Below are 25,090 nucleotides of genomic sequence, written 5' to 3' on the forward strand. Positions count from 1 at the left end.
GTCAGGCCTCCACCGGTGCGGCGACCTCGCCGGTGCGCCGAAGCTTCTGCCAGCGCAGTCGACCACCGGTCAGCGCCGTGATCGTGGACTGCAACAGGACGATGTACATCAGCTGCCGGTAGACCACTTGCTGGATCGGCAGGCTGATCAGATGCAGGGGCTTCTCGCCGTCGAGCCGGAAGGCGTACCAGGACAGCACGGCCTGGAGCAGGATGAAGCCGCCCCAGCTGGCGAGGGTGATCGGGGCGTCCGCGAACAGCACGCCGTACAGCAGGAACATGTCGACCAGCGGCGCGAGCAGCGGGGCGACCACGCCGAACAGCACGACGAGGGGCAGCCCGAGCCGGCCGAAGCGCCCGGCCGGACCCCGGGAGATCACGGCGCGCCGGTGCTTCCACATCGCCTGCATGCTGCCGTAGCTCCAGCGGTACCGCTGGGACCAGAGCTGCTGGATGCTGGCGGGGGCCTCGGTCCAGGCGCGGGCGCGCTCGGCGTAGACGATCCGCCAGCCGTCGCAGAGCACCGCCATGGTGATGTCGGTGTCCTCGGCGAGGGTGTCGTCGCTCATCCCGCCGACCCGCCGCAGGGCCTCCTTGCGGAAGGCGCCGACCGCGCCGGGGATGGTCGGGATGACGTTGAGCATGTCGTACATCCGGCGGTCCAGGTTGTGGCCGAGGACGTACTCGATGTGCTGCCAGGCGCCGATCAGGCTGTCGCGGTTGCCGACCTTGGCGTTGCCCGCGACCGCGCCGATCCCCCGGTCGCCGAAGGGCTGGACCAGCTCGCGCACGGTGGACGGCTCAAAGACGGTGTCGCCGTCCATCATCACGATGATGTCGTGCGACGCGGCCGCGATACCGGTGTTGAGCGCGCTGGACTTGCCGCCGTTGACCTTGCGGATCAGCCGGACGAACGGCAGATTCATCGCCTCGACGATGTCCGCGGTGCCGTCCGTGGAGCCGTCGTCGATGACGATCACTTCGATCGGATGGTCACTGGCGATCAGGGAGTTGAGGGTGTTCGCGATGCACTCGCGCTCGTTGTAGGCCGGGACGAGGACGGTGACCGGCTCGGTGACGGGTGGTCCCCACGCGTCCCGCCGCCGGGAGCGCCGGGCGTGGAGCGGTGCGAGGACGAGCATCAGCGCGAACCGGCCGAAGTTGAGGAAGCCGACGACGGCCAGCAGCGCGACCAGCACCGGCAGGGTGAGCACGGCGGCCTCGCTGGCCCAGACGAAGCCCTTGCCCGCCCACAGCTGGTAGCCGTGCACCGGCACGGTGGCGTCGGTGGCACCGAGCGCCTCGGAGACGGTGGCGAAGCGGTATCCCTCGCCCTTCAGCTTCACGATGATCTTCTCGAGCGCGGCGAGGGTCTCGGTACGGTCGCCACCCGCGTCGTGCAACAGGATCACCTCGCCCGCGCCGGGCTTGCGCGGCATCGCCGCCTTGACGATCTCGTCGACGCCGGGACGCTTCCAGTCTTCGGTGTCGCGGTCGATGAACGCGGTGAGGTAGCCGTGGGAACCCACGTACTTGATCACCGGGTAGTTCCAGTCGTCGAGCGCCGAGGCGTCGGAGGAGTACGGCGGGCGGAACAGCGCGGTGTGGACGCCCGCGACGCCGGCCAGCGCCAGTTGCGTCTGCGCCAGCTCCCAGCTGATCCGGGCTTCGGACTGGTACGCCAGATCGGGGTGGGTGTAGGTGTGCACGCCGATCTCGTGGCCGCCCGCGACGATCTGCCGGATCAGCTCCGGGTGGCGCGTGGTCATCGCGCCGGTCACGAAGAAGTCCGCGCGGACGTCGTGGGCCGCGAGCACGTCCAGGATCTTCGGGGTCCACTCCGGCGAGGGGCCGTCGTCGAAGGTCAGGACCACGGTGTGGTTGGGGATCCGATAACTCACCGGGCGCTCGTTCCTGGCGCCGCGCGCGTCGATGATCGGGCCGCCCTTGAGCAGGTTCTCCGGCACGGTCGTCTTGTCGACCGAGGTCGCGATCCGGGTGTCGTGGAACGCCTCATTGGTGGCGAGGCCGCGCAGGACGAGGAGCGCGAGCAAGCAGGCCAGCAGGGACAGCGGCATGAAGAAGCGCAGCGGCGGCGCAGCCAGTCGGCGCGGTCTCAGCCGGGACTGCCGACGACGCTGGTGGCGGGACAAGGGCGCTCCTGGAGATGGGTGGTGCGGACGATCAGGCCCGCTCGGCCGGCCCGCAGGCGTTGCTCCGGGCGGCACGATGATCGCGGTATGTCATGGAATGTCGCGATGTCCGGCGTGATGGCCGGACTTTTCGGGTGAGGCGTCGCGGACCGCGCCCTCTAGGACCAGGCGGGTGACAAGGGGCCCCTGGTGGGCGCGTACGAGGGCTTCGGCGGTATCTCCATCGCCGGGGCGTCCGACTGCGTACCGATCAGACTGCCGCCCATGGCGGCCGCCAGGATCGCGCCGACCACGGAGACCGGCCAGCCGAAGCGCCGGAACAGACGGCTGCGCAGACCCGACTGGTCGACGAACACCGGTGCCGGAGCAGGCTCCTCCTGATGCGATTCGGCCACGCCGGGCTGTGCCGAGTGGACCGATGCGCGCCCGGAGAATGTGACGACTTGGCGCATTGTTCGTGGCCTTTTTGTGCAGGGTCTGGAGATCGCTGAAGCGTAGAGCGGACCGTAGCGCATGACCTGAATCGTTTGGTGCGCAATATGCGTATTGGGAATATCCCGATCGGATGTCGTGACCGGATCGGTATGTCAACGGGCGCCTCCCGACCCTTCGGCGGCCGGATCGCGAACATGAGGCGGGATGGCTTGAATCCTTCGCTAGGATGACCGCTCGATTCATGCGATCAGCGATCGATCCGCATGCAACGGGCGTGTCCAGTCACCGCCTCTACGCCCCAAGGAGCCTGTGTGAGCCAGCCCCGCCGCACCTCTCGTCGCCGCGCGTGGACCGCGCTCACGCTGCCCGCCCTCCTGTGCGTACTCGCCGCGTGTTCCACCGACCCCGCGGCCGGCGGGAGCACCGACGCCGCCGGGCCCGCGCGGGACGCCTCGCCGACGCCCACCGGACCGCCGGGAACCCTGTTCGACAGCTTCAACTACACCGGCGCCGACGACCCTTCTCTCGCCGCGCACGGCTGGGAGATCCGCACCGGCGGGGGCGGCCCGGGGATCAAGGGCACCTGGAGCGCCGACGGCGCCGCCTTCCCCTCCGACCCGACGGCCGAGGGGGGCAAGGTCCTACGACTGCGCTCCTCCACCGACGGCACCGAGCAGGGCACCACGCAGGTCGAGGTGCAGACCACGAGCCGGAACTTCTTCACGGGAACCTTCGCCGCCCGGGTCCACCTCAGCGACAAGCCCACGAGCGGACGCGACGGCGACCACGTCGTCCAGACCTTCTTCCCGATCTCCTCCGCGGAGTCCTCGGAGAACTACAGCGAACTCGACTTCGAGTACCTGCCGAACGGCGGCTGGGGTTCGGTGGGTCCGCAGCTCGACAACGTCAGCTGGTACAGGGCCGACCCGCCGGACCGGGTCCACAACACCCTCGAGCGGCGCCTCGAGGGCTGGCACACCATGATGATCACCGCCATGGACGGAAAGGTCACCTACTCCCTGGACGGCAAGGAGCTGTTCACCAGCTCCGGCAAGTACGTCCCGCGCGAGCAGATGGACATCCACTTCAGCAACTGGCTCATCGACCTCCCCTTCACCGGCGGCCCGCGCACCTGGGACATGCAGGTCGACTGGGTCTACTACAAGGCCGACGAGGCCGTCTCCCGGGCGGACGTCCAGAAGACGGTGGACGGCTTCCACAGCACCGGCACCGACTACATCAACACCGTCCCGAAGCCCTGACCCCCGGAGCGCACCTTGACCCGGTCAAGGTGCGCTCCGGTCGGTCAAGTGCGCTGGTTCCCGAGTGGTCCCCAAAAACGATCAGGGACCGTTTCAGATTGAGCCTTTTCCAACCTGCTGGCGGGCTGGTCGGGTTGAGGCATCCCGGCTGCGCTGAACGACGAAGCTCCTGGTAGACGGTGTCACGACCAAGATCCACCGCTCACCAGGAGCTTCGCTTGCTTGTCTACCCGTCGGCGATCGACCTGTCCAACGCTCACCTGCAGCACCCTGCCGGCCAGCTGCCCGCACACCGCCGGAAGATCGGTTCGCGCTGGCGGCGCCTGGCGCCGGGACGGCAGGCTTGCTCGTCCTGGCGCACCTGCGATGTGGTGACACCTACGCCCGCCTCGCGGCCGGATTCCCCATCGGGATCGCGACCGTGTACCGGTATGTCCGCGAAGCCGTCGAGGTCCTGGCCACACTCGCCCCCAGCCTCGCCGAGGTCCTGCAAGCTCGCCGCCCGGCCTTCGTCATCCTCGACGGGACGCTGCTGCCGATCGACAGGATCGCCGCCGACACCCCGTACTACTCCGGCGAGCACAAGCGCCGTGGCATGAACATCCAGGTCCTGACCGATCCGTTCGGGCGGCTGCCGTGGGCCTCGCCCGCACTGCCCGGCTCGACTCACGACCTGACAGCGGCGCGTAAGCACGGCATGGTCGACGTACTCGCCGCGGCCGACCTGAAGTGCTGGGCGGACCGGGCCTATCAGGGTGCCGGCCGCCCGGTCCGGGTGCCGTTCCGGGGACGGAGGAAGCGCCGAACCGCCCCGACACACCCCGGCCAGCAGCGCCCCTTCGGCAGCGTGGCCGGTGATCTGGTGGCGCAGGGCGTCAGTGGTGCCGCCGGAGGTGTCGACGAGTTCGTCCGGCGCCCACCCCGGGACCGTTCTTGCCCCAGAATGATCATCGGGTCCGTGGTCGCGGGTCCGAGGCAGCAGGCGTGAGGAGATTCGTGAAAGACGTCATCCAGTACATCCGGGAGACCCACGGGCCGGAAGAGGCCCCGCCGGAGTTCCCTGACGAGCAGCTCCTCGCGCGGATCGAGGAGGAACAGGGCGTCCGACTGCCGGCCGGGCTCCGGGAATTCCTGCTCCATGTCGGTGATGTTGAGCGTGCCCGCCTGGAGCCCGTCACTGTCACGGACGAGGGCGCGCACACGTACCTGCCGGAGCTCATGGCCATCGCCTGGGACCAGGGCGTCCCGCGCGATTTGATCGTCCTGTGCGAGGACGAAGGCGACTTCTACCTCGTCGGCCCCGACAACGTGGTCGTCTTCTGGTCGTGCAGCGGGACGGGCGGTCTCACGGAAGACCGCTGGGAGTCGGTGTGGCACTGGGCCCGCGACGAGTGGCTCCGCCTCCCGGCGCCGGAGACGATCTGACCGGCGACGGCGTAGAGACCCGTGCCGGAGGAGACGTTGACGATCGCGCCGCCGCCGATCTGGCCGAGCACCTGCCGGATCTGGGTGCGGGTGCGCAGGAACGCTCCGGTGAGGCTGACGCCGAGGATGCGGTCCCAGTCCTCCTGGCGGTGTCGGCGGCACCTGGTCCTCGACGCCCGGCCAGGTGGTCGAGGAAGGCGGTGATGCCGGCCAAGGCGGCGTAGTCGAACGGGTCGAGATCAACCATGAGCCCTTTCCAATCTGGCATCCGCACTGGTCAGCGAACTGTCGTTGATCGGCTACCCGAGTCCGGCACGGGCTCCTGGCCAGGTCTTCACCAGTTGACCGGCGCCTCCGGGGAGCTGCCGCAGAGTCCTCCGACTGGCAGGTGCTTCAGGTTGGAAAAGGCTCACTGCCTGCGCAGCAGGACCGCCTCACGCGCCGGGCCGTTTGTGTCGGGAGAGCAGCTTGCTGAAGAACGAGTGCAGCATGGTGGAAGCACCCGGACGAGCAAGCTCATGGCCGCCGAAGCGGTAGATGTCGTAGCCCATGAGGCGGAGCCTTCGATCCTCGGCGGCCATCTCGGAGTAGAGCCTGGGCGACGCCTTCCCGGTTGCGTCGGCGTAGTGCTGAACGCCATCGACTTCGATGACGAGGCGTGACCGGTCCGGCGTGAGGAGGAAGTCAATGCGCTGCCGCGCGAGCGTTGAGGTGTGCTCCGGACTCCTGCGCGTGTAGGGGTCGTAGTGAAGGTAGAACTGCGCTATGAGGGCAGGGAGTTCATGGCCTCCCGCTGCGCCGTAGCGCGCACAGTAGGTGCGGAACAGGAACCGCTCGGGCTCCGGGTCCAGTGACGCGGCGAGCCCCGCGTACAACGCGTGCGCGGTTCAGTGCCTGCCGCCACCCGGCCGCCACCGCCCCGGCCGGGCAGTCGGCGAGTCGACTGTCTGGTGTTCCGCCAGGCGGCGTGAACGCCGGGAGCCGCGGCGGTGTCACCGCGCGTGCCTGCCCTTGGCCGGCTTCGGCTTCCCCTGCCGCGCCTCGCCCTTCCGGGGGGCTGGCCCGGCTGCTCCCGGACCGGACGCACGGCCGCGCTGCCGCTCCGAGACGCCAGGAGCCGACGGCGTCCAGCCGTCGACCGCCGCGCCCTCGGAGCCGGCGGCCCGCCGGTCCCCGGTGTACGAGGGGGACCGCGGCGCGGACGCGGAGACGGCGGCGGCTCCGGCTGGCGGAGCGGGCGAGGTGGTCGGGGAGGTCGGCTCGGTCGTGGCGGGGCGCGACGGAACGGGCGCGACGTTCTCCGCCTCGGCGGACGGCCCGCCCACCGAACCGGTCAGTCCGACACCGAAGACGGTCAGTGCCGCACCGGCGGTCACCAGGATCCGACCGGCCCGGCGTGAGGCGGGCCGGTCGGAAGAGGATCGTGCGGGCACCGGCTCGTCGTGCGCAGGGACGGCGGCCTCGACGCCGGCGCCCCCCACTGCCGCGCCCGCCCCGTTCGACCTCAGCGTGTCCGGGTTCCGCTCGCCGGCGCCGTCCTCGCCCCTCAGGGGCGGAGCCGCGAGCACGGAGGATCCCACGGGCACGTCGGCCGCTCTCGCGAGATCCTCCGATGCCAAGGCGGCCAGGGCGCGCCCACAGGCCCGGGCGTCCGGCCGGTGGCTCTCGTCCGCGTCGGTCATGGCTTCCAGTAGTTCGACGACGGCCGCCGGTATGTCCGGCGGAATGACCGGGGGACGGTTCAGACGGGCGATCGCAGCCTCCAGCGGCGCCCCGTCGTACTCCAGTTCACCCTTGATCGACTCGATGAGCACCAGTCCCAGGCTGTAGATGTCCGCTGCCGGCCCGGCGCCCCGGCCCAGCACCTGCTCCGGGGCCATGTACGCGGCGGTTCCCACCAGGGCGCCCGTCACGGTCTGAGCCGTGGTGCCGAGCAGCCGGGAGATGCCGAAGTCCGTCAGGCGGGGGGCGCCCGCCTCGTCCAGCAGGATGTTGGCGGGTTTGACGTCGCGGTGGACGACTCCGGCCTCGTGCACATGGGCCAGCGCCGAGGCCAGCGCGGCTCCGATGCGGCACGCCTCGGCGGGCGCCAGCGCAGCCGCCGCGATCCGCCGGCGCAGCGTGGTGCCCCTGACCAGCTCCATCACCAGGTAGGGCGTTCCGTCGTCCCGGCCGCAGTCGTACACGGTGATCAGGCCGGGGTGCTGCAGCTGGGCCAGCAGCCGGCCCTCGCCGTCGAACCGCTCCTCCGTGTCGGCGGCACCGTCCGGGCGGAAGACTTTCACGGCGACCGGTCGCCGCAGGCGCAGGTCCATGCCCTCGTACACGTCGGCGGCGCCGCCGCGGCCCAGCAGGTCGTCGAGCCGGTAGCGTCCGGCCACCACGTGGGCGGTGAGCCGGAGGTCCGGTCGGATCGGCCACGAGCGGACTTTCATCACTGCGCTCCCTGCGTCCTGGTGTTACCTGCCGTCGTCCGCCCGCCCACGTATGCGCTGCCGATGGCATGCCCGGTCGCGTGGTTGCGAGCACCGTGTGCACGTGTGCCCCCTCAGCCGCCGGACATCCCCCGGTCCCGCACACGGTCTCGTGGAAGGAGGGTTGGGCGCCGTTTCGGCATGATGGAGTCATGCGCACTCGATCGGTGCTCGTCTTCGACGGTGACTGCGGCTTCTGTACGGCGTCCGTCTCGTTCGTCGAACGCCGCCTGCGCCCCGACTGCGAGATCGTTCCCCGACAGTTCGCGGATCTGGCCGCGCTGGGCGTGACCTCGGAGCGCGCCGCACACGAGGCGCTCTGGGTGACCCCGTCCGGTCAGGTGTACGGCGGCGCCCGGGCAGTGGCGAAGATCCTGCTGCGCACGGGCCGGGGATGGGCGCCGCTGGGGGCACTGCTCATGCTGCCCCCGGTGCGGTGGGTCGCCCACGCCGTCTACCGGCTGGTGGCTGACAACCGGCACCGGATGCCGGGCGGGACGGCGGCGTGCGCGGCACCGACGCGCCGTGGGCGAGGGTGACCGGAGCCGCGATGGATTGCGCCGGAGGGGGTAGGTGAGGACGGCACACGACCATCGCGTCTGCGAAGGAGACGAACATGACCGACGACGCCTACCTGTTCCTCGTGGACGACCCGGCGACCCCGCTGGGCGCCCCCATCACCGCTGTGGGAGAACTGGCGTGCCTGGAGACGCCCGCCGTACGGGCTTGGCTCGACGCGCACGGTGTCACCGTCGCCTCCCCGGGCGTCCGGCTGCTGCCGCCGGAGGAGGCGGGCGCCACCCCCGACGGGGCGGAGAAGCTGCCCGTCCCGTTGAGCGACGAGGAGCTGAACCGGCTGCGCCACGCGCTGGTGCCGGGAGCCCTCGCCCGCGTGGAGGAAGAGCTGCTGGCCTACCGCGACTGCGCGGGCGAGCGGGACGCCCTGCTGGCGCGGGCCACGGCCGCCGGGGTTCCACCGCACCGCATCGTCGAACTCACCGGCGAGGACGCCCGGACCGTGGCATCGGCGGCGCAGGGACAGGGACAGGGCCGTCCGTCGGATCCCGGTCCGCGACAGCGGTGATGGGGGAAAACATGACGACCGAGGAGACGCGTACGAAGCTCCGACAGTTGGAGGGCCGGCTCGGCGAGCGCACCCCGGCACCGATCGAGGGGCAGACCCGCATCCCCCTCCCCCGACCCGCCCGGGCGGACGACGAGGACGAGAGGGCGTGAAAGCCGGGCTCGGAGGAGCGAGGGTCAAGGGTATTTTCTGGATACAGCAGACGTAGTCAGGCTCAGACAGTGCACGGACCAGCCCGCCCTGCGCTCCAGCGCCGGCGCGGGCGTGCGACCACACTGCGACCACCACACCCCGGAACGCACGAAAGGCCGCCCTCTCATGGATGAGAGAACGGCCTCCGACCTGCGTTTCCGCACAGTCGGGACGACAGGATTTGAACCTGCGACCCCTTGACCCCCAGTCAAGTGCGCTACCAAGCTGCGCCACGTCCCGGCGCACGTCTTCGTGGGGTTTCTCCCGCGTCGGCGTGCAGGGGAAACATTACCTCACTCCGGAGGGTGGGATGACGCACGGGCTGTCACCGGGTCCGGGGTGGCGGTGTCCGCGCCGCAGGTGGCGGCCAGGGAGGTCGCTTCGGCCAGAGCGGCCGCGGAGCCCGTCGCGTGGGCGAGGTCCAGGCGGGCGCGGGCCTCCTCGTAGCGGGAGGGGGAGGCGGCCAGGTGCTCGACGGCCTGGGCGAGGAGCCGCCGGGACTCGTCGGGTTCGGCGAAGAGGGCCAGGCAGCGCAGGGCTTCGCCCAGGACGGTGGGGGTGCCGAGGCGTTCGGCGTGGACGTGCGCCTCGGTGGCGACGCGGGCCGCGCGGTCCGGGTCGGTGGTGGCGAGGGCGCGGGCCAGTTCGAAGGGCCAGGGGGCCCAGAGGCCGTGGTGCCTGCCACGCCCGGTCAGGGACTCGGCCGCCGCTTCGAGGGTGGCGACCGCCTCCTCGCGCCGGCCCTCGGCGAGCAGCAGCCGGCCGAGCACGCTGGGGCCGTCGGGCAGGACGATCGCGCCCGGCCAGGGCGGGCCGAAGGCGTAGTGGTCGGCGACGCTCCGGGCCTCGGCCGTACGGCCACGGGCGACCAGGGTGTCGACGAGGAGGCAGGCGGTGTCCCAGTGGACGGGCAGCCCGGTGCCGACCCGGTCCGCGAGCCTGAGGCCCTCCTCCAGGTGGTGCTGCGCCCGGGGCAGGTTGCCGCGCCGCCGGTGGACCAGGCCGAGGAGGGTGTGGGCGAAGGCGAGGTGGGCGCCGCTCCAGCCGGAGATCTCGAAGGCCCGGACCGCCTCGCCGAACAGGGCCTGCGCCCGGTCGGGACGGTCGGAGAACGCGTACGCGATGCCCGTGAGCGCCGGGATCTCGAAGCCCCAGGTGGTGTCGGTCCAGCCGAGGCCCCGGGCGGGTGCGCCGTCGACGAGGGTGCGGTCGCAGAGCCGTACGATCTCGTCGGCGGGTTCGCCCCGCATCATCCCGTCGAAGGCCCGTACGGCGACGAGGGCGCGCTCGGAGTTGTCGGCGCAGGTGAAGTGCGCGGTGAGCTCGGCGAGGCGGCGGGAGCGGCCGATGCCGTCCTCCTCGGCGGCCTGGAACCCCTCGAACATGAAGTGCGCGGCCTGGAGGCGCCGACGGCCGATACCGGACGGGGTCCGGGCCGCGGCGGCGGCGGCGGTCCTCGCGGCCTCCTGGAGCTGGTTGTCGTGGGCGAGGGCCTGGGCGAGCCGGTGGGTCGCGTCGATGCGGAGGGCGTCGTCCAGGCCCGGCAGGTCGAGCGCGGAGCGCAGGTGGCGGACGGTGGCGGCGGGCGCGGTGAGCAGGGACGCGCAGCCGAGTTCGTAGAGGACCCTGGCGTACGTCTCCGGGCGGGGCGGTTCGGCGAGGGCGCGCCCCAGGCACCGTCGGGCCGCATCGGGGGCTCCGACGGCGAGGTGTTCGACGGCGGCGGCCCGCAGCTGGCTGACGACGTCCTCGTCGTCGTCCGGGTGCACTTCGAGGAGGTGCCGCGAGACTTCGGCGGGGCCGTGGCCGGCCGCGGTGAGCGCCCAGGCGGCGCGCCCGTGCAGGGCGGTCCGGACGGCGGGCGGTACCGATCCGTGGACGGCGGTCGCGATGAGCGGGTGCGTGAACTCCAGACGGTCCGTGTCGGAGGCCGTGACCGACGGCCTCGTCCGCACGATCCTGGCGTGGCGGAGCTGCTCGGTGTACTCGGCCACCTCGGCCGGCCGCATGCCCGTGAGCTCCGCGAGGAGCTTCGGCGTGCTGTCCGAGTCGAGGACGGCGATCGCCCAGGCGAGCCGGGTCGGACCGGAGCCGAGCTCTTCCAGGCGGGAGACGAGTCCTCCGCCGCGCGCGGCCGCGCCGAGGTCGCGGAGCTGTCCGGCCGATCCGGCGACGGGTTCGAGCATCCGGTCGCGGACCTTGGCGAGCAGTTCGACCGTCTCGTACGGGTTCCCGGAGGTCACGGTCCACAGTTCGTGGCAGAACGGCTCGTCGACGTTCCCGCCGAGCGTGTCCCGGGCCAGTACGGCGGTGGCGGCGGGCGTGAGGGCGTGCAGGCCGAGCGTCAGGACGGCGCGGTCGCCGAGCCCGGTGAGGATGGCGGGCACGCCGTCGCCGTTCGGTTCCGGCGGCAGGGGCCGGTGGGCGAGGACGACGAGGGCGGGCAGACGCCCGTCCGGCCGGAGCCGGGTGAAGGTGTCGAGCCAGGCCAGGGTCTCGGCGTCGGCCCATTGGGCGTCGTCCACGAGCAGCACCGGCGGCCGGTCCCCCAGCCGTTCCGCGAGGCGGTCCAGGAGCCTGGCGAGCCCGTGCCGTACGCCCTGGGGGTCGGCGGGCGCGGCCGACGGCGGGGGTGGCGGCGCGAGCCCCAGCGCGGGGGCCAGGAAGTCGAAGTGGTCGCCGAAGAGGAGGCGGACGTCCTCGGAGTCGAAGCCGTCGAGGGCGGGCTGGAGGAGTTGGCGGGTGAGGTGGAAGGGGACCGAGGTGAGGGTCTCGCCGCCTCGGGCGGTCAGGACGGTGCACCGGTCCTGGGCGGCACGGCGTATCTCGGCGAGCAGGGCGGTCTTGCCGATTCCGGGCTCTCCCCGGTAGACGAGGATGCCGCCGTGCGCGGGTCCGCCCGCCACGGCGGCGGCGACCAGTTCGTCGACGGCGTGGACGGCGGCGGCGAGCTCAGGACCGCGTTCGAGCAGCCCGTCGTGGCGCGTGGCGACGGAGCCCGCCGCCCGGGTGGGACCGGCGGGGGTCTCCAAGGGCCTGACGGGCGGCGACTGTTCGGATTCCGACGGCACCGGTGACTCACTCCCCACACGAGCAACTGCCATGACGTGACCCGCGCGACCCACGCGGACCAGTGATTCACTGGACCGTTGAGCCTAGCGCCCCTGATCGTCCAAAGGGCGACAATGAGCGGGTGAAACGGACGGCGAATGACCACGGCAGGGACCGGGACGACGAGGGACGGGCCCGCAGCGCCCGGCCCCGGGACGGACTCGGCCGACCGCTGCCGTACGGCGCGGAGGGCGTGCCCCGGCAGCCCGAGGGGGTCGCACGCGGCCCCGCCGAGACCCTGCGCGAGGCGCAGCGGCTGCTCGACGCCGGGATGCCCTTCCACGCGCACGAGGTCTTCGAGGACGCCTGGAAGTCCGGCCCGGAGTCGGAGCGGGAGCTGTGGCAGGGCCTCGCGCAGCTCGCCGTGGGTCTGACGCACGCCGCCCGCGGCAACGCGGCGGGCGGGGCGCGGCTGTTGCGCCGCGGCGCCGACCGCCTCGCGGGCGGGCGGCCCGGAAGCCCTGCCGCAGGGGCCGCGTACGGGATCGACGTGGACGGACTCGTGTCGTGGGCGCGGGAGTTGGCCGACCGTACGGAGACGATGGGTACGGAGGCCATGGGTACGCGCGGAGTGGACGCGGCGCCGGTCGACGCCGCCGGCGAGGCGCCCAGATTGTGCCGGGACACGCCCTGAGGGGCGGAGGGTCACCTGCCGGGCGGGGCCAGTTCGCGTCGCAGTACCGAGGTGTGGCCGGCGTCCGGGTCCTTGGCGGCCGTGAGGAGGGTGATCGTCCTCTCGGTCGCGAGGTCCCGTAGCCGGTCGAGGGCGGCGGCGGCCTCGGGGGCGGCGAGTTCGGCCTCGTACCGCCGGCAGAACTCCTCGTACTCGCCCTCCGGGCCGTGGTACCAGCGGCGGAGTTCGGTCGACGGGGTGAGGGCCTTGGGCCATTCGTCGACGTGGGCGTCGGTCTTGGCGAGCCCGCGCGGCCAGAGCCGGTCGACGAGGACCCGGACGCCGTCGTCGGGCGACGGGGCCTCGTAGATCCGGCGGACGCGGACGTCGTGGCTGCGCGCGGGCATGGCTCCAGGGTGCCGGAGCGGGCGGGGGGCGTCCTGTCGCCGGGGCCGGACCGGGGACGGGGACGGACCGGGGACGGGGACGGACCGAGGACGGGGACGGACCGAGGACGGGGACGGGCGAGACGCCGGCGGGGTGGACGGCGGCCCGGGGACCAGGTCGGACGGGCACGGATCCACGTCGGGCGGGCCCGGGGCTCAGCCCTCGGCGTGCAGGGCCGGGAGGAGGACGGCGTCGACGAAGGTCCGCATGGTCGACGCGTCCGCGAAGCGTTCCTCGAAGAGCCGCTCGATGCGGAGCATGCCCAGGAAGCAGGGGGCGACGAAGCCGATCGCCGGGTTGTCGGCGTCGATCTCGCCGCGCTCGACCGCGCGCGCCACCACCCCGTCGATGGCGGCGACCTCGGGGGCGATGACGGTCTCGCGGAGTGCGGCGCGCAGGTCGGGGTGCTGGATGAAGGCCTGGGCGACGGCCTCCATGAGTTCGGCGTCGTGCTCCCGGCGGGAGGCGGCGATGCGGGCCGCCTCGCGCAGGTCGCCGGCGAGAGTGCCGGTGTCGATGCCGGTGAACACGGTGCAGCGCCGCTGGGCGAGCGCCGCGGTGACGAGCCGCGGTTTGGTGCCCCACTGGCGGTAGAGGGTGGCCTTGCCGCACTTGGTGCGGGCCGCGACGCCCTCCATGGTCACCGAGTCGTAGCCGCCCTCGCGCAGGAGGCGGAGGACGGCGTCGTACAGCTCCGTCTCGCGCTCCGGCGTGATCTTGCTGCGGCGGGCTGCGGCGGTCGCGGCCTCTGTGGACATCGATCCCTCCCGGACACCTGGGTCTGCACATACGAGAGTAGGGGGTGCACAATCGAGACGCAAACGTATCGATACGCTTGCGTCTCGATGAAATCGGATCTAGGCTTCCCCGGTTTGTTGCTGATTTGACTGATTGCTGACGAGAAGGGCGGCGCGATGGCTGCCGGGATACGCGGGATACGAGGACCACGTCCTGCAGGACCGGGGCTGACGCCTGCCCCCGGCCCCGCCGGGCACGGCGGGGCCGGGGGCGCACCGGAGGAGGGGCCGGAGGAAGGAGCGGACGGCGAGCGCTCCGGCGAGTCCGCCAGACCGCCGCTCCTGCGCGAGCTCATGCTCGTGACCGCGCTCTTCCTCGTCTACAAGCTCGGCCGGCTCTTCGCCAACGGCCATGAGACCCGCGCCTTCCGGAACGCCGACCTCGTCTGGGACGCCGAGCGCGCGGTCCGCCTGCCGGACGAGGGAACGATCCAGCAGCTGCTCCTGCACGGCGAACCGATCGTCCGGGCGGCGAACACGTACTACGCGGCCGTGCACTTCCCGGCCACCCTCGCCTTCCTCGTCTGGCTCTACTGGCGGCGCCCCGCCCACTACGTGTGGTCGCGCCGCGTGCTCGCGCTCGTCACCGCCGCCGCGCTCGCCCTGCACCTGCTGATGCCGCTCGCGCCGCCACGGATGCTCGCCGCCGCCGGACTCGTCGACACCGCCCGGATCTACGGCCCCTCGGTGTACGGGGCGACACCGGAGACGGACTCGATGGCGAACCAGTTCGCGGCCATGCCCTCGCTGCACTTCGGCTGGGCCCTCATGGTCGCGATCGGCCTCATCGCCGCCACCCGGTCCCGCTGGCGGGCCCTGTGGCTGCTCCATCCACTGCTGACCCTGCTCGTCATCATCGGCACCGCCAACCACTACTGGTTCGACGCGCTCGCCGCCGCCGCACTCCTCGGCCTCGCGCTGCTCGCCGTCCGCGCCCCCGGCCATCGGACGGCGCCCCCGCCTCCGCCCCTGCCCCGCGCGCTCAAAGCCCCTTCCCTCCCGGTCGGAGCCCACCGATGAACCCCGCCACCGGCACCGCCGTCGCGGTGCTGCTCTCCCTCCTCTCCGCCGCCGGATACGCGCTCGCCGCCGTCTCCCAGTCCCGGCTCGCCGCCGCCTCCCCCGTCCAGGACGGGCGAGGGGCACTGCGCTCGCTGTTCACCCGTGGGCAGTGGTGGTCGGCGGTCGGCCTGAACGCCGCCGGAGCCCTCGCCCACGTGGCCGCCCTGCACTACGGGCCGCTGACCCTGGTCCAGCCGCTCGGCGCGCTGACGCTCGTGGCGGCACTGCCGTTGGGCGCCCACCACGCACGACGCCGGGTGACCCGTACCGAATGGCGCGGGGCCCTGTGGACCCTCGGCGGGCTCGTCGGACTGGTCGCCGTGACCGGGCCTGCGGCACCCGGCGAGGCGCTCAGCCTGCGCGAGGCCCTGGTCGTCGCGGTGGCGACGGCGCTCCTGATCGCCGCGCTCGCCTCCGGCCGGCCGCACGGGCGCGAGCACGGCGGCGCGCGCGGGGCGGGTCCGGACGCGGCGGGAGGCCGGGGCGCTCGCGGGCTCGGCCACGCCACGGCCTCCGGCATAGCCTCCGGCGTCGCCTCGGCCCTCACCCAGACACTGACGGCCGCGCTCGCGCGGGAACTGCCCGGCGGCGGCCCCGCCTGGTGGCAGACCGCGCTGCTCGCACTCCTCATCTCGGCCTTCGCGACCGGCGGACTGCTGCTCTCGCAGGCCGCCTACCGGGGCGGACTCGCCGCGCCGCTCGCCGTGGTCAACCTCTCCAACCCCGCGGCCGCCGCCGTGATCGGGGTGGCGCTGCTCGGAGAGACGTTCCGCGCGGGCGCGTGGGGCTGGCTGGTCGCGGCCGGCGCCTCGCTGGTCGCGGCACGGGGCGTGGTCCTGCTGACGAAGGGCGCCCCCGAACCCGCCCCGGCACCGGAGCGGGGGACGGGGACGGCGGGGTTCACGCGCGCGCGTGAACCCCGGGAGACGCGGGCGGTCCCGTCGCCGCGCCTCACCGACGTGGCGGTCGCGGAGCTCGCCGTGACGGACGCGCCCGCCTCCGGCCGAGCAGCCGCCACGGCCGTCGCCGTCACCGCAGCCACCCCCGTCACCGCAGCCGAGTCGGGCGCCATCGACCCGGTTCACGCGGAACCGGCCCCGACCGGCCGGGTAGCCGCCGATCAGGGCGCCGCCGGCCCGCCCCTCCCCGGCCTGGCCGAGCCGAAGGCCGAGGCGGTGCCCGCGCCGGTCGGGTGCTGAGGACGGGAGGCCCGTGCGGCGACGGTTCCGCACGGCGAAGCCGGCACGGCGACGGCCCGGGCGGGGCCCGGCACGGCGGCAGCCCCCACGGCACGGCACGGCACGGCACGGCACGGCACGGCACGGCACGGCACGGCACGGCACGGCAGGCCAACGGCCCGCACGGTGAAGTCGACACGGCGGCGACCCGGTCCGCTTCCGTCCGACCGCCCGCTCGACCGTCCGACCGCTCGGCGCCCCCCTCCACCCCACCCACGGGCCCGCGCCCGCCGAGCGATCTTGAATTCGTCACCTTGACGACAACCAGCCGCACCTCCTATCGTCAACCTGACGACAAGGGGGTACGCCACCATGGCAGACATCACCCGGCGGGCCGGCTGGCGCCATCTGCGCTCCGCGCCCACCGCGCACATCCGTCACCAGCGCCGCGGCCGGCTCGTCCACGACGGCGAGGGACTCAGCTTCTGGTTCCGGCCGCGCACCGCCGCCCTCTCCGAGGTTCCGGTGAACGACCGCGAACTGGCGATGGCCTTCCACGCCCGTACCGCCGACTTCCAGGACGTCAGCGTCCAGTCCACCGTCACGTACCGGATCGGGGACCCGGCGGCCGCCGCCACCCGGCTCGACTTCTCCATCGACCCCGACACGGGCGCGTGGCGCGGCGCCCCGCTGGAGCAGATCGCCACCCTCCTCACCGAGACCGCCCAGCAGCACGCCCTCGACGTCCTCGCCCGCACCGCGCTCGCCGAGGCGCTCGTCGACGGCGTGGCGGCGGTACGGGACCGCGTCACGGCCGGACTCGCCGCCGAACCCCGCCTGCCGGCCACCGGCATCGAGGTCGTCGCCGTCCGGGTGGTGGCGATCCGGCCCGAGCCCGAGGTGGAACGCGCCCTGCGCACCCCCGCCCGCGAACAGATCCAGCAGGAGGCCGACCGGGCCACGTACGAGCGCCGCGCCGTCGCCGTCGAACGCGAACGCGCCATCGCGGAGAACGAGCTCGCCAGCAAGATCGAGCTGGCCAGGCAGGAGGAGCGGCTCGTCGAGCAGCGCGGCACCAACGCGCGCCGCGAGGCCGAGGAGAACGCCGCCGCCGACGCGGTACGGGCCGAGGCCGAGGCCGTACGGAAGGTCCGCCTCGCACGGGCAGAGGCCGAGGCGGCGCGCGAGGTCGGCACGGCGCGCGCCGGTGCGCAGTCCGCGTGGCTGCGGGCGCACACGGAGGTGGATCCCGCCACCCTGCACGCCCTCGCCGTGACCACGGCCGCCGAGAACCTGCCCCGGATCGAGCACCTGACGCTCTCGCCCGACGTGCTGACGGGGCTGCTCGCCAAGCTGGGCGAGGGCGGTGCGCGGTCGTGAGCCTCGCGCCGCGCGCGGTGCTCGTGCACCGGACCACGGAGTACGAGGAGCTGCTCGCCCGGCACGGTACGCACGGCCAGGCGGCGTTCTTCCTCTCCGCGCGCGGCCGCTCGGTCGATGCCGTGCGCGAGCGGCACGAGCGCGCGCACCGGGCGCTCGCCGAGGTGGCGGGCGCGGTACCGCTGACGTGGCGGCAGACCCGGGTGGAGCGCGCCGACCTGGACCGGTTCCTGTTCGGACCCGAGGACGTGGTCGTCGTGGTCGGGCAGGACGGTCTGGTCGCCAACGCGGCGAAGTACCTGAACGGGCAGCCCGTGATCGGGATCGACGCCGACCCCGGGCGCAACGCCGGCGTCCTGGTCCGCCACCGCGCGGACCGGGCACGGCGGCTGCTGCCGTACGCGGCGGGGGCCGGGGCCGCGGTCGACGAGCTGACCATGGTCGAGGCCGTCACGGACGACGCCCAGCGGCTGCTCGCCCTGAACGAGATCTACGTCGGTCCCCGCGGCCACCAGACGGCGCGTTACACCCTGGGCCTGGACGCGACGGAGGCGCCGCCCGAGCCGCAGGCCTCCTCGGGTGTCCTGGTCGGCACCGGCACGGGGGCCACGGGCTGGCTGCGGTCCCTGTGGGAGCAGCGCTCCAGCACGCTCGCGCTGCCCTCGCCCGCGGACGCCCGGCTCGCCTGGTTCGTCCGCGAGGCCTGGCCGTCGCCGACGACCGGCACGACCCGGGTCGAGGGCCTCCTCGACCCGGGCGAGGGCCTGCGCCTCACCGTCGAGTCGGACCGGCTCGTGGCGTTCGGCGACGGTGTCGAATCGGACGCGCTGGAACTGACTTGGGGCCAGACCGTCCGCCTCTCACTCGCCGGACCGCGCCTGCGCCTCGTCCACTGAGGGACGCCGGCGCGGTCCGGGATCCCGCGGCCGGAATCGATCGGCCGTCGGCGGGACCGGTCCCGGCCGGCGCTATGCTCGGCGCGCTTTGTCCGGTCCCCCGGTCGGCCGGACACCCGCCCGCCCGCTCCCGGCCGTTGAAGGAACCCCCATGGACTCCGTCTCCTCCGGCTCGCTGTCCGTCTCCCCCGCCACGGCGCGGGACTGGGAGCTCGTACGTTCCTGGGCGGCCGAGGAGGGGTGGAATCCCGGGCGTTCCGACGCCCGGGCGTTCTTCGCGCAGGACCCCGGGGGCTTCTTCCTCGGGCGGATCGACGGGGAGCCGGTGTCCGCCGTCTCCGTCGTCACCTACGACGACGCGTACGCCTTCCTCGGCTTCTATCTGGTACGTCCCGGGTTTCGTGGCCTCGGTCACGGTCTGGCGACCTGGCGGGCCGCGCTGACCCGCGCGGGCGACCGGTCCGTGGGCCTCGACGGGGTCCCGGCGCAGCAGGACAACTACCGGCGTTCGGGCTTCTCCACCGCGTACCGCACGGCACGTTACGTGGGTGAGGTTCCGGCCCCCGAGGGCCCGGTGACCGGTGTCGTGGCCGCCTCGCGGGTCGATCCGGCCGCCCTCGCCGCGTACGACGGCGCCTGCCACCACGCCGACCGGCCGCGGTTCCTCGCCGCCTGGCTGACGACGCCCGGCCATCGCGCGCTGGCGCGGATCGCCGACGGACGGGTGACCGGGTACGGGGTGGTTCGTCCCGCCCAGGACGAGGCGCGGGTGGGGCCGCTGTTCGCGGACACCCCGGCCGACGCGGCGGCCCTGCTCGACGCCCTCGCCGCCGAGGCAAGGGACTTCGGCTCGGCCGGGATCGCGGTCGACATGCCGGAGTCGAACCCGGCGGCGGCGCGGCTGGCCGAGGAGCGGGGGCTCCGGCCGACGTTCGAGACGGCCAGGATGTACACGGGCCCGGTGCGCCCCGTGGCGCGCGAGCGCGTCTACGGTGTCACGACGCTGGAACTCGGCTGAGGAGCCCGCCCGACCCGCCGCCCCCTACCCGGCCCGGCCTGGTCCGGCCCGGCCTGGTCCGGCCCGGCCTGGTCCGGCTCGGCTCGGTCCGGTCGTCCGGCTCGGTCCGGTCCGCCTCCGTTCAGTCCGGCTCGGCTCGGTCCGGTCGTCCGGCTCGGTCCCGGCCCCGTCCTGGCCAGGACCCGTCCGTCCTGGTCAGGCCCCGTCCTGGTCCGGTCCAATCCGGCTCCATCCAGTCCGCCCCTGCCCGGCCCGGTCCCTCCGGGCCCTCCCCTCACCGACCCCCCGCCACCCCCTGAGGGGTGACAAGGGTTTTCCCCGTATCGGGTTCACTCTCCCGTTCCCTACTGTCCTCCGCACCGGCAGATATCATCCCCCGAGCGCACCCTGACAGGTGCATGAGGAGGGTGGTGTCCGCCGGGGGCGGCCTTGACCCGGGCCGTCGCGCCGGTGGCGGCGCACGGGCTCCCCAAGCCCAGGGACCGACGGACAGCGACCCCACTTCGCCCCGTGTGTCCCGCGCCGCCGCCACTGCTCCGCAGTTACGTCGTACTTGAAAGGGCCACACCTTGAACGGTTCCAGGCGGAGAGTCATATCCGTGGTCGCGAGCGCCGCCATCCTCGGCGCCGCTGCCACCACCTCCGGGGCGTTCGCCGCCGCCCCGGGCGCTGCCACCCCGAAGCCCGCGCCGGCTTCGCAGACGATGCGGACGCTCCCCAGCGCCCCGGTCGAGAAGGTCATCGTCACCTACAAGAGCCAGGCCGCCGAGGCCGGTTCCAACACCGCCGCGAAGAGCGACACGGCCGAGAAGGCCGCGAAGACGGGCGAGAAGCTCTCCTTCGAGCGTCGCCTCGCCGGCGGTGGCGCCCTGGTCGACCTGGGCGACAGCGCCACCAAGCAGGACCTGACGGAGGTCATGGACGCGTTCCGCGCCGACCCGTCCGTCGCCTCCGTCGAGCCCGACATCCGCGCCTACGCGATGGCGGTCACGCCGAACGACACCGACTACGCCAAGCAGTGGGACCTCTTCGAGCCCACCGGCGGCATGAACGTTCCCGCGGCCTGGGACAAGACGACCGGCTCCGGCGTCACCGTCGCCGTCATCGACACCGGCTACGCCGCCCACTCGGACCTGGCGACCAACGTCGTCGCGGGTTACGACTTCATCTCGTCCTCGGCCGACGCCCGCGACGGCAACGGCCGTGACGCGGACGCCAAGGACCAGGGCGACTGGAACGCCACCGACGGCGAGTGCGGCACCGGCTCCCGCGCCTCCGACTCCTCCTGGCACGGCACCCACGTGGCCGGCACCATCGGCGCCGTCACGAACAACACCAAGGGCATCGCGGGCATCGCGTACAACGCGAAGATCCAGCCCGTGCGGGTGCTCGGCAAGTGCGGTGGCTCGTCCTCCGACATCGCCGACGCCATCACCTGGGCCTCCGGCGGCACCGTGCCGGGCGTCCCGGCCAACGCGAACCCGGCGAAGGTCATCAACCTGAGCCTGGGCGGCGCCAGCTCCACCTGCCCGAGCGTCTACCAGACCGCGATCAACGGCGCCGTCCAGCGCGGTTCCACCGTCGTCGTCGCCGCGGGCAACAGCAACGCCAACACCTCCGGCTTCACGCCCGCGAACTGCTCGAACGTCATCACCGTGGCGTCGACCAGCCGTGAGGGCAACCGGTCGTTCTACTCCAACTACGGCACCATCGTGGACGTGGCCGCGCCCGGCGGCGAGACCCGCCGCGGCACCGACACGCCGGGTACCGTCACCACCCCCGAGAACGGCATCTACTCCACGCTGAACTCGGGCGCGACGACCCAGTCGACCGAGAACTACGAGCCCTACCAGGGCACCTCGATGGCCGCGCCGCACATCGCCGGCCTCGCCGCGCTGCTCAAGTCGGCCAAGAGCACCCTCACCCCGGCCGAGATCGAGTCCGCGATCAAGACCAACGCCCGCCCGCTGCCCGGCACCTGCACCGGCGGCTGCGGCACCGGCATCGCCGACACGGCGAAGACGGTCGACGCCGTCCTCGGCACCACCACGCCGCCGACCGGCACCGTCTTCACCAACGGGACCGACGTCACGATCTCCGACAACACCACCGTGTCGTCCTCGATCGCCGTCACCGGCCGCACCGGCAACGCCCCCGCCGCCCTCAAGGTCGGCGTGGACATCAAGCACACCTACCGCGGGGACCTGGTCATCGACCTGATCGCCCCCGACGGCACGGTGCGCAACCTCAAGGCGTCCTCCTCCTCGGACAGCGCCGACAACGTACTGACCACGTACACGGTCGACGCGTCGAGCGAGGTCGCCAACGGCACCTGGCAGCTGCGGGTCCGCGATGTGGCCTCGGGTGACACCGGCTACATCAACTCGTGGAGCCTCACCTTCTAAGGTGCCACCGCTCCACCTCTGAACCACCCCCCACAACAGCATCATTGCTGGTCAGCGGCGCGCTCGTGGTCTATACCACGGGCGCGTCCTGGTGCTCGTCCGCACCTCTCCACCGGGTGCGCTGTCCGTATGCCGGACACGGGGCCTGGACTCCGCCCCCCGGCTCCGTATTCTCTGCGCACGGGGCTCTTGGGCCGGGGGGCCCGAGCGGCGGAGGTGGTGGACAGTGGCGACAGCTCCGTACCTCGCCCTGCGCCCTGCGGGCGCGGGAGGACACTCGGCGCCGGTGGGCCGCGAGGAACTCCTCGGCCGGCTGGAACGCGCCCTGCACACCCGGGGCCGCGCCCTGCTCACCGGACCCGCCGGTGTCGGCAAGACCGAACTCGCGCTGGCCGAGGCGTCCCGCGCCGAGGCGCGCGGCGAGACCGTGCTGTGGCTGGCGACCCTGCCGTCCGACCGCGAGATACCCGGGGCCTCGGCCGCCGCGCTCGTCGCCTCGGTGGCGGCCGAGGCCGCCGCGGCGGCCTCGGCGGCCTGGCCGGATCTCGGCGCCACCCGGCCCGAGGCCTCCGGCGTCTTCGACGAACTGCCCGGCCCCCAGCGCACCGCCGTCGCCATGCTCTGCCGCGAGGCACCGCTCGACGCGGGCGGCTGGGACCCGATCGCGCTCCGGCTCGGCCTCGCCCAGATCCTGCGCACGCTGGCCGGCCGCGGCCCCGTCCTCCTCGTCGTCGACGGCGTCCAGCACGTCGACGCGGACAGCGCGGACCTGTTGCGGTTCGCCCTCCACCTGGCCCCGCCCGCGCTACGGGTGGTGGCCGTCGAGACCCCGGAACCGTACGGCGAGGCCAAGGAGGGCCACCGCCCCGAGGACCCGCACGCCACCCACCTCTGGGTGCCGTCCGAGGCGGACGTGCTGCTCGTGCCCCCGCTGCACGCCGACGAGATCGCCGAGCTGCTCATCCACCACCGGCTGCCCTCCCGGATGGCCGGGCGCATCCACCGCGCCAGCGGCGGCAACCCGAGGCTCGCCCTCGCCGTGGGCCGCTCGCTCGCGGACGCGCGGACCCCCGTGCACCACGCGGAGGCGCTGACGCTCTCCGGGCGGGCCCGCGACCTCGCCCGCCAGCTCCTGGGCGCCGCGCCCCTCGCCGTACGCGAGACGCTGCTGCTCGCCGCCCTGGCGCTGCGCCCCTCGTCGACGCTGGTACGGCGGGCCGGGCGGCCCAACGCCGAGGCCGACCTCGCGGCCGCCGAGCGGGCCGGGCTCGTGTCGCTCACCGAGGACGGCTCGGTGTCCTTCACCGCCGGACTGCTGCCCTCCACCCTGGTGCACGACGCCTGCTGGGCCGAGCGCAGCACGGGGCACGCGGCGCTCGCGGAGGTCGTGGACGACCCCGTGGAGGCGGTACGCCACCGGGCGCTCGCCACCGACAGCCCGGACGAGGACCTCGCCGCCGAGGTCGCGGCCGCCGCCGTGCTCGCCCGGCGGCGCGGCAACAGCGCGCTCGCGGCCGAACTCGCCCTGCTCGCGGCCGAGTCGACACCCGGTCGGCACGGCAACCGGCGGATCGCTCGGCTCGTCGACGCCGCCGAGGAGGCCGCCCGCGCCGCCCGCGCCGACCTCGCCATGCGGGCCGCCACCGACCTGCTCGCCCGGGACGCGGCGCCCTCCGACCGGGTCAGGGCGCGGCTCGCCGTACTCGACACGGCCGGCCAGGGGCTGACCGGGCTCGACGAGATGTACGTCCACGCCATGGAGGACTCGGAGGGCGACACCGCCATGCGGGCCGCCGTACAGCTGCGACTCGCCGTCAAGTACGTCCTGGCGGACGGCGATCCGCAGCGCTCCCGCACCGCCGCCGTCGAATCGGCCGCGCTCGCCGCTTCCATGGGCGACCCGCGCACGGCGGCGCAGGCCCTGACCGTACAGGCGCGGATGGAGCGGGCCCTCGGGTCACCGGACGCGGAGGCCGTGCTCGCGCAGGCCCGTGCCCTGGAGCTCGCCGAGCGCCCGCTCGGGATCCGCAACGCCGCACAGATCCTGACGATCCGCCACGCCCTCTTCGACGACCGGCTCACCGACGCCCGCGACGAACTGAACGCGCTGCTCCCCCTCGTCCAGCGGCGCGGCTCGGTCGAGGACGCCATCGAGCTGTACGGCACGCTGGCCCAGATCGAGGCCCGGATCGGCCCCTGCTCCGCCGCCCTCGCGCACGCCGGGCAGTCCCTCGCGCTCACCCTGGAGGCGGGCCTCTCCCCCGGTCCCGCCTGGTACGCGCTCGCGCTTGCGGAGACGGCCGGCGGCAGCTTCGCACGGGCGGCGAGCTACGCGCGGCGCAGCGTCCAGGCTTCGGAGGAGGAGGGCGACCGGGTCTTCCTCTCCCGCAGCCGGTACGCGCTCGGCCGGGTCCAGCTGGTCAACGGGGACGTCGCCGCCGCCGTGGAGACGCTGCGCCGCGTCCAGACCGACGAGCGCGCCCAGTCGACCGTGGACCCGTCGATGCTCCGCTGGCACGAGGAGCTGGCCGAGGCGCTGATCGCCCATGACGCGGGCGACGAGGCCCTGGCGCTGCTCGACGAGGTACGGCCGGTGGCGTCCCGGCTCGGACGGTCCACGGTCCTGCTCGGCTGCGACCGGGCGTACGCCCTGTGGCTCGCGGCGGAGGGACGCACGGACGAGGCGGCGGAGCTGCTCACCCGTACGGCCGAGGCCTTCGGGCGGGCCGGACTGCCGCTCGAGCGGGGCCGGGCGCTGATCGCGCTCGCCCGGGTGGAGCGCCGCAGACGACGGCGGTCGGCCGCGCAGGGCGCCCTGCACGAGGCGGCCTCGGTGTTCGAGCGGGCCGGCGCGGCTCCCTGGCTGGCCCTGGCGAGCGAGACGCCGGCGGGCACGGCGGGCGAGACCCCCGGGGGCGGCTCCGGGGCCGAGGAGGCTCCGGCGGCGCTCTCCACACTGACGGAGGCGGAGCTCCGCCTCGCCCGTCTCGTGGGCCAGGGCGCCAGCAACCAGGAGGCGGCGGCGAAGCTGTACCTGAGCGTGAAGACGGTCGAGGCGCGGCTGACCCGGATCTACCAGAAGCTCGACGTCCGCTCACGGGCCCAGCTGGCGACGGCACTCAGACCGTGAACGGTGGCTCGTACGGGTCACGCGTGCGC

The 25,090-nt window shown here is 73.5% G+C and carries 20 protein-coding genes, 1 tRNA gene and 2 pseudogenes; 14 read left to right on the forward strand and 9 right to left on the reverse strand.

What is annotated here, in order from left to right; genetic code table 11:
* Position 1: 1 nt before the first annotated feature.
* On the reverse strand, positions 2 to 2,152 hold the full coding sequence (locus ACFWUY_RS28405) for a bifunctional polysaccharide deacetylase/glycosyltransferase family 2 protein (protein ID WP_384115579.1): 2,151 nt from the start codon (positions 2,150 to 2,152) through the stop codon (positions 2 to 4).
* Positions 2,153 to 2,310: 158 nt separating this feature from the next.
* Positions 2,311 to 2,547 (reverse strand): hypothetical protein, encoded by a 237-nt coding sequence (locus tag ACFWUY_RS28410; RefSeq protein ID WP_384115582.1) that lies wholly within the window; start codon positions 2,545 to 2,547, stop codon positions 2,311 to 2,313.
* A gap of 351 nt (positions 2,548 to 2,898) precedes the next feature.
* Here ACFWUY_RS28410 and ACFWUY_RS28415 point away from each other — a divergent pair, with 351 nt between their 5' ends.
* The 3 genes and pseudogenes from ACFWUY_RS28415 to ACFWUY_RS28425 all read left to right on the forward strand — a co-directional run bounded on the left by ACFWUY_RS28415 (position 2,899) and on the right by ACFWUY_RS28425 (position 5,274).
* Entirely contained in the window at positions 2,899 to 3,849 is a 951-nt protein-coding gene (locus tag ACFWUY_RS28415) for a glycoside hydrolase family 16 protein (RefSeq protein WP_384115585.1), read from the forward strand.
* Positions 3,850 to 4,067: 218 nt separating this feature from the next.
* Positions 4,068 to 4,642: pseudogene (locus ACFWUY_RS28420) on the forward strand (transposase family protein); the annotation flags it as partial.
* Positions 4,643 to 4,845: 203 nt separating this feature from the next.
* Entirely contained in the window at positions 4,846 to 5,274 is a 429-nt protein-coding gene (locus ACFWUY_RS28425) for an SMI1/KNR4 family protein (protein ID WP_384115589.1), read from the forward strand.
* A gap of 44 nt (positions 5,275 to 5,318) precedes the next feature.
* Here ACFWUY_RS28425 and ACFWUY_RS28430 read toward each other — a convergent pair.
* The 3 genes and pseudogenes from ACFWUY_RS28430 to ACFWUY_RS28440 all read right to left on the reverse strand — a co-directional run.
* Positions 5,319 to 5,402, reverse strand: a pseudogene (locus ACFWUY_RS28430) (oxidoreductase); the annotation flags it as partial.
* 306 nt (positions 5,403 to 5,708) lie between these two features.
* A complete protein-coding gene (locus ACFWUY_RS28435) occupies positions 5,709 to 6,149 on the reverse strand; it encodes a hypothetical protein (protein ID WP_384115592.1) in 441 nt (146 codons plus the stop codon).
* A gap of 117 nt (positions 6,150 to 6,266) precedes the next feature.
* A complete protein-coding gene (locus ACFWUY_RS28440; protein ID WP_384115595.1) occupies positions 6,267 to 7,709 on the reverse strand; it encodes a serine/threonine-protein kinase in 1,443 nt (480 codons plus the stop codon).
* A 191-nt stretch (positions 7,710 to 7,900) separates the two neighbouring features.
* On the opposite strand from ACFWUY_RS28440, the gene ACFWUY_RS28445 reads away from it, so the two are divergent.
* The 3 genes from ACFWUY_RS28445 (at position 7,901) to ACFWUY_RS28455 (ending at position 8,984) form a co-directional block, all read left to right on the forward strand.
* Positions 7,901 to 8,287, forward strand: a complete 387-nt coding sequence (locus tag ACFWUY_RS28445; RefSeq protein ID WP_384115598.1) for a thiol-disulfide oxidoreductase DCC family protein — start codon at positions 7,901 to 7,903, stop codon at positions 8,285 to 8,287.
* Positions 8,288 to 8,364: 77 nt separating this feature from the next.
* Entirely contained in the window at positions 8,365 to 8,832 is a 468-nt protein-coding gene (locus tag ACFWUY_RS28450; RefSeq protein WP_384115601.1) for a DUF6003 family protein, read from the forward strand.
* An 11-nt stretch (positions 8,833 to 8,843) separates the two neighbouring features.
* Positions 8,844 to 8,984, forward strand: coding sequence for a hypothetical protein (locus ACFWUY_RS28455; RefSeq protein ID WP_384115604.1), 141 nt, complete (start codon positions 8,844 to 8,846; stop codon positions 8,982 to 8,984).
* Positions 8,985 to 9,190: 206 nt separating this feature from the next.
* Here ACFWUY_RS28455 and ACFWUY_RS28460 read toward each other — a convergent pair.
* Together ACFWUY_RS28460 and ACFWUY_RS28465 are read right to left on the reverse strand one after the other, a co-directional pair.
* Positions 9,191 to 9,264 (reverse strand) — tRNA-Pro (locus tag ACFWUY_RS28460).
* Positions 9,265 to 9,317: 53 nt separating this feature from the next.
* The gene (locus tag ACFWUY_RS28465; protein WP_384115607.1) at positions 9,318 to 12,056 is read right to left on the reverse strand and encodes an ATP-binding protein; all 2,739 of its coding nucleotides are present in this window, start codon (positions 12,054 to 12,056) and stop codon (positions 9,318 to 9,320) included.
* Positions 12,057 to 12,217: 161 nt separating this feature from the next.
* Here ACFWUY_RS28465 and ACFWUY_RS28470 point away from each other — a divergent pair, with 161 nt between their 5' ends.
* Positions 12,218 to 12,769, forward strand: coding sequence for a DUF309 domain-containing protein (locus ACFWUY_RS28470; RefSeq protein ID WP_384115613.1), 552 nt, complete (start codon positions 12,218 to 12,220; stop codon positions 12,767 to 12,769).
* An 11-nt stretch (positions 12,770 to 12,780) separates the two neighbouring features.
* On the opposite strand, the gene ACFWUY_RS28475 is transcribed toward ACFWUY_RS28470, so the two are convergent.
* Both ACFWUY_RS28475 and ACFWUY_RS28480 read right to left on the reverse strand, forming a co-directional pair.
* On the reverse strand, positions 12,781 to 13,155 hold the full coding sequence (locus ACFWUY_RS28475) for a DUF488 domain-containing protein (protein ID WP_384115622.1): 375 nt from the start codon (positions 13,153 to 13,155) through the stop codon (positions 12,781 to 12,783).
* A gap of 195 nt (positions 13,156 to 13,350) precedes the next feature.
* Positions 13,351 to 13,953, reverse strand: coding sequence for a TetR/AcrR family transcriptional regulator (locus ACFWUY_RS28480; protein WP_384115631.1), 603 nt, complete (start codon positions 13,951 to 13,953; stop codon positions 13,351 to 13,353).
* Between the two features lie 207 nt (positions 13,954 to 14,160).
* Here ACFWUY_RS28480 and ACFWUY_RS28485 point away from each other — a divergent pair, with 207 nt between their 5' ends.
* From ACFWUY_RS28485 to ACFWUY_RS28515, 7 genes are all read left to right on the forward strand, one after another.
* Positions 14,161 to 15,012, forward strand: coding sequence for a phosphatase PAP2 family protein (locus tag ACFWUY_RS28485; RefSeq protein ID WP_384115686.1), 852 nt, complete (start codon positions 14,161 to 14,163; stop codon positions 15,010 to 15,012).
* Positions 15,009 to 16,253 (forward strand): DMT family transporter, encoded by a 1,245-nt coding sequence (locus ACFWUY_RS28490; protein WP_384115638.1) that lies wholly within the window; start codon positions 15,009 to 15,011, stop codon positions 16,251 to 16,253. Before ACFWUY_RS28485 ends, ACFWUY_RS28490 begins: the two co-directional genes overlap by 4 nt.
* Before the next feature lie 351 nt (positions 16,254 to 16,604).
* Positions 16,605 to 17,612, forward strand: a complete 1,008-nt coding sequence (locus ACFWUY_RS28495) for an SPFH domain-containing protein (protein ID WP_384115642.1) — start codon at positions 16,605 to 16,607, stop codon at positions 17,610 to 17,612.
* Entirely contained in the window at positions 17,609 to 18,508 is a 900-nt protein-coding gene (locus tag ACFWUY_RS28500) for a hypothetical protein (RefSeq protein WP_384115647.1), read from the forward strand. The genes ACFWUY_RS28495 and ACFWUY_RS28500 overlap by 4 nt, the downstream gene beginning before the upstream one ends.
* A gap of 151 nt (positions 18,509 to 18,659) precedes the next feature.
* The gene (locus tag ACFWUY_RS28505) at positions 18,660 to 19,526 is read left to right on the forward strand and encodes a GNAT family N-acetyltransferase (protein WP_384115651.1); all 867 of its coding nucleotides are present in this window, start codon (positions 18,660 to 18,662) and stop codon (positions 19,524 to 19,526) included.
* Between the two features lie 704 nt (positions 19,527 to 20,230).
* The gene (locus ACFWUY_RS28510) at positions 20,231 to 21,931 is read left to right on the forward strand and encodes a S8 family serine peptidase (RefSeq protein ID WP_384115689.1); all 1,701 of its coding nucleotides are present in this window, start codon (positions 20,231 to 20,233) and stop codon (positions 21,929 to 21,931) included.
* A gap of 226 nt (positions 21,932 to 22,157) precedes the next feature.
* The gene (locus ACFWUY_RS28515) at positions 22,158 to 25,061 is read left to right on the forward strand and encodes an AAA family ATPase (RefSeq protein ID WP_384115654.1); all 2,904 of its coding nucleotides are present in this window, start codon (positions 22,158 to 22,160) and stop codon (positions 25,059 to 25,061) included.
* The last annotated feature ends 29 nt before the right edge of the window (positions 25,062 to 25,090 follow it).

This window comes from Streptomyces sp. NPDC058664 (assembly GCF_042716635.1).
Lineage (GTDB): Bacteria > Actinomycetota > Actinomycetes > Streptomycetales > Streptomycetaceae > Streptomyces.